We start from the raw sequence: 5195 nt of genomic DNA, 5'->3' as shown, positions 1-5195 counted from the left end.
GAGCTGGTGGCGGAGCTGTCCGGTCTGGGTGCGGAGTCGGTGTCCGTGGTGGCGGTGGATGTGTCGGACCGTGCGCGGGTGGCGGAACTGCTGGGCGCGGTGGCGGCGGAGCGTCCGTTGTCGGGTGTGGTGCACACGGCCGGTGTCCTGGACGACGGCGTGATCGGCGCCCTCACCCCTGAGCGCCTGGCGGGTGTGTTCGCGCCCAAGGTGAGCGCGGTGACGCACCTGGACGAACTGACACGCGAACTCGTGCCCGAACTGGACACGTTCATCGTGTTCTCGTCGGCGGCGGGCGTGTTCGGTTCGGCCGGGCAGGGCAACTACGCGGCGGCGAACGCCTATCTGGACGCGGTGGTGCAGCGGCGCCGGGCCGCGGGCCTGCCGGGTGTGTCGCTGGCGTGGGGCCTGTGGGAGCAGGCCACCGGAATGACCGCCCACCTGAACGAGGCCGACCAGGCCCGTATGCACCGCGGCGGCTTCCAGGCGATCAGCCCCGACGAGGGCCTGGACCTGTTCGACGCGGCCCTGCGCACCCGCGAGACCCTGCTGGTCCCGATCCGGCTGGACCTGCGGGCCATACGCGCCGAGGCCGCGGCCGGCGGCGACGTACCGTCCCTGCTGCGCACGCTCGTCCCCCACAGCCGCCGCGCCGCCGCCCGCATCGCCGCGGGCCGCGGCAGCGGGCTGGCCGGCCGGCTCGCGGGCCTGCCCCCGGCCGAGCGGGAGACCCTGCTCCTGGACCTGGTCCGCGCACACGTCGCGACCGTACTCGGCCACACGGGCCCCGAGAAGGTCAGGGCCGAGAAGGCGTTCAAGGACGCCGGCTTCGACTCCCTCACCGCCGTCCAACTGCGCAACCGGCTGCGCGAGGCCACCCGGCTCAGCCTCCCCGCGACCCTCGTCTACGACTATCCGACCCCGCTCACGCTCGCCCGCTTCCTCCGCGACGAGCTGGACGGGCTGAACGGCAACGTCACCGGCGCCGCGGTCCCCACGGTCGTCGTCGCCGACCCCGACGAGCCGATCGCCGTCGTCGGCATGGCCTGCCGGCTGCCCGGCGGCGTCAACAGCCCCGAGGAACTCTGGCAGCTGGTCGCCGAGGGCCGGGACGCGATCTCCGGCTTCCCGGTGGACCGCGGCTGGGACGTGGACGACCTCTTCGACACCGACCCCGAGAACATCGGCACCTCCTACGTCGACCAGGGCGGCTTCCTGCACGAGGCGGGCCGGTTCGACGCCGGCTTCTTCGGGATCTCCCCGCGTGAGGCACTGGCGATGGACCCGCAGCAGCGGCTCCTGCTGGAGACCTCCTGGGAGGCACTGGAACGGGCGGGCGTGAACCCGTCCGCGCTGAAGGGCACGGACGTCGGCGTGTTCTCCGGCGTCATGACCCAGGGCTACGGCATCGGCGGCGACATCCCGCCGGAACTGGGCGGCTTCACGGCCACCGGCTCCGCGGTCAGCGTCGCCTCGGGCCGGGTGTCGTACGCCTTCGGCTTCGAGGGCCCCGCGGTCACCGTCGACACCGCCTGCTCCTCCTCCCTGGTCGCCATGCACCTGGCCGCTCAGGCCCTGCGCAACGGCGAATGCTCCCTCGCCCTCGCCGGCGGCGCGACCGTCATGGCCACACCGGGTACCTTCGTGGAGTTCTCCCGGCAGCGGGCCCTCGCCCCCGACGGCCGCTGCAAGGCCTTCTCCTCGACCGCCGACGGCACGGGCTGGGCGGAGGGCGTCGGCGTCGTCGCACTCGAGCGACTTTCGGAGGCCCGCCGCAAGGGCCACCGCGTCCTGGCGGTCCTGCGCGGCAGCGCCATCAACCAGGACGGCGCCTCGAACGGCCTCACCGCCCCGAACGGCCCCTCGCAGCAACGGGTCATCCGCCGGGCGCTGGCGGTGGCCGGTCTGGCCGCCTCCGACGTGGACGCGGTGGAAGCACACGGTACGGGCACGGCGCTCGGCGACCCGATCGAGGCTCAGGCCCTGCTCGCCACCTACGGCCGCGACCGCGAACAGCCGCTCTGGCTCGGCTCGGTGAAGTCCAACATCGGGCACACGCAGGCCGCCGCCGGCGTCGCCGGCGTCATCAAGATGGTCGAGGCACTGCGGCACGGCGTCCTGCCCCCGACCCTGCACGTCGAAGAGCCGACCCCGCAGGTCGACTGGTCGGCCGGAGCCGTCGAGCTGCTGACCGAGGCCCGGGACTGGCCCGAGACCGGCCGCCCCCGCCGCGCCGGCGTCTCCTCCTTCGGCCTCAGCGGCACCAACGCCCACCTGATCTTCGAACAGGCCCCCGAGGCACCGGCCCGGAAGCCGGTCACGCCGGCCGACGGACTCGTTCCGCTGGTGGTGTCGGCGGCCTCGGTGGGTGCTCTGTCGGGGCAGGCGGAGCGGCTCGGGGTGTTCGTCGGTGACTCGGATGTGTCGCTGGTGGAGGTCGCGGGTGTGCTGGCGGCCCGGCGTGCGGTGCTTTCGGAGCGGGCGGTGGTGGTTGCCGGTTCGCGTGGGGAGGCGGTGGCGGGGCTGGGTGTACTGGCTCGGGGGGAGTCGGCTGCCGGGGTGGTGAGCGGTGGTACGGCTGTTGCTGGGCGGACGGTGCTGGTGTTCCCCGGTCAGGGTTCGCAGTGGCTGGGTATGGGTCGGGAGTTGCTGGAGTCGTCGCCGGTGTTCGCGGAGCGGGTCGGGGAGTGCGCCCGCGCGTTGGATCCGTGGATCGACTGGGACTTGATGTCCGTGCTGCGTGGTGAGGTTGATCTTCTGGCGCGGGTGGATGTGGTGCAGCCGGCGAGTTTCGCGGTGATGGTGGGGCTGGCGGCTGTGTGGGCGTCGGTGGGGGTTGTCCCGGATGCGGTGGTGGGGCATTCGCAGGGTGAGATCGCGGCGGCTTGTGTGGCGGGTGCGTTGTCGCTGGGGGATGCGGCGCGGGTCGTGGCGGTGCGCAGTCAGGTGATCGCGGGGGAGTTGGCGGGCCGGGGTGGTATGGCCTCCGTGGCACTGTCCGAGGCGGAGATCGCCACCAGGATCGCTGCGTGGGAGGGCCGGGTCGAGGTCGCTGCCGTGAACGGTCCGTCGTCGGTGGTGATCGCCGGTGACGCCGAAGCCCTGGACGAGGCGCTGGTCGCGTTGGAGGCGGACGGTGTCCGGGTGCGCCGGGTGGCGGTGGATTATGCCTCGCACACCCGTCATGTCGAGGCGATCGAGGGGGCGTTGGGCAAGGCGTTCGCGGATGTCCGGAGCCAGGCGCCGGTGGTGCCGTTCTTCTCGACGGTGACCGGTGGCTGGGTGCGTGAGGCGGGTGTGCTGGACGGCGGTTACTGGTATCGCAATCTGCGGGGCCAGGTCCGTTTCGGCCCGGCGATCGCCTCCCTCCTGGCCGAGGGGCACACGGTGTTCGTCGAATCCAGTGCCCATCCCGTTCTTGTGCAGCCGGTGAACGAGATCGTGGACGAGGCGCAGTGCGAGGCGGTCGTCACGGGTTCGTTGCGTCGTGAAGAGGGCGGTTTGCGGCGGCTGTTGACGTCGATGGCCGAGGTGTTCGTGCGGGGTGTGGCGGTCGACTGGACCGGTGTGCTGCCCGAGGGTGCCGGGGCCGCGGATGTGGAGTTGCCGACGTATGCCTTCGAGCACCGGCATTACTGGCTGAAGCCCGCTCCGGCGGCGGACGCGGCCTCCCTGGGGCAGGCCCGCGCCGACCACCCCCTGATCGGCGCGGTGGTAGAAGTGCCCGAGACGGGAGGGGTGTTGTGCACCTCCCGGTTGTCGCTGCGCACGCATCCCTGGCTGGCGGACCACGCCGTCGGCGGGGCGGTGCTCGTCCCCGGTACCGGGCTGGTGGAGCTGGCCGTGCGGGCCGGTGACGAGGTCGGCTGCGGGGTTCTCGAGGAGCTGGTCGTAGAGGCACCACTGGTCCTGCCGGAGCAGGGCGGGGTACGCGTGCAGGTCACCGTGGGCGGCCCGGAGGAGACGGGCACCCGGACGGTCGCCGTCTACTCCGCGCCCGACGACACCACCGGAGACGCAGGCACCGACGCCTGGACCCGGCACGCCACCGGCACCCTCACCGCCCGGGTGACCGCCGACGTGCCCCAGCCGGACGGCGGCCTCACCGTGTGGCCGCCGACCGGCGCCCGCCAGGTGGACATCTCCGGCGGCTACGAGCTGCTGGCCAGGGCCGGCTACGCTTACGGGCCGGTCTTCCAAGGCGTACGAGCCCTGTGGCGACGCGGCGACGACCTCTTCGCCGAGGTCGCCCTCCCCGAGGACCAGCGGGCGAGCGCCGCCCGGTTCGGCATTCACCCGGCGCTGCTCGACGCCGCGCTGCACCCCGCGATGCTGGACGTGGCGCTCTCGGACCCCGAGGGAGAGAACCGCACCGAAGACGGTGTCCACCTCCCGTTCGGCTGGAACGGCCTGCACCTGCACGCGGCCGGCGCCACGGCGCTGCGGGTGCGTCTGAACCGGTCCGCGCCCGACGCCCTGGCCCTGGAAGCGGCGGACGAGACCGGCGCACCGGTGCTCACGCTGCGCTCGCTGGTCTCGCGGACCGTGTCCGCCGACCAGCTGGGCGCGGCGGCCGACGACAGCCGGCACTCCCTGTTCCGCGTGGAGTGGACGGAGCTGCCTGCGACGACGGAGCCCGGCACCGACCTGCCGCCCGCCTGGGTGCCCATCACCGAGCCGGCGCATGTGGCCGCGCTGACCGACGGCTCGGGTGTGCCCCCGGTCGTCGTCCTGGAGGCCGGCCGCGGCGATGCGGCGGCCGGCACGGACGACGACGCGGCGCTGGCCGCGACGGGCCGCGTGCTGGAGATCGTCCAGGAGTGGCTGGCCAGGCCCGGGCTGGAGGCGGCCCAACTGGTCGTCGTCACCCGGGGTGCGGTGCCCGCCGACGGTGAGCGGACGGTGACCGACCCGGCGGGGGCCGCCGTATGGGGTTTGGTCCGGGTGGTCCAGGCGGAGAATCCCGACCGGATCGTCCTGCTCGACACGGACACCCCCGCAGGTGCTGACGTCGAGCGGCTGCTCACCGCCGTCCTCGCGACCGGGGAACCGCAGGTGGCTGTGCGTGGCTCCCGCCTGTTCGCGCCGAGGCTCGCCCGCGTGACGGCGCCTGCGGTCGCGGATGCGTGTTTCGGCCCGGAGGGGTCGGTGTTGGTCACGGGTGGCACCGGTGTGCTGGGCGGGTTGGTGGCGCG

1 protein-coding gene is annotated in these 5195 nt (G+C 73.5%); it reads left to right on the top strand.

Going from position 1 to position 5195, the window contains the following annotated elements; genetic code table 11:
• A partial coding sequence (locus ABZ117_RS34085; RefSeq protein WP_356826666.1) for a beta-ketoacyl synthase N-terminal-like domain-containing protein occupies nucleotides 1–5195 on the top strand: 5195 nt, incomplete at both ends.

The organism is Streptomyces sp. NPDC006309 (genome assembly GCF_040613095.1).
GTDB lineage: Bacteria > Actinomycetota > Actinomycetes > Streptomycetales > Streptomycetaceae > Streptomyces.
Note: the sequence above shows the minus strand (reverse complement) of the source record. Positions and strands in the feature narration are given on the sequence as shown.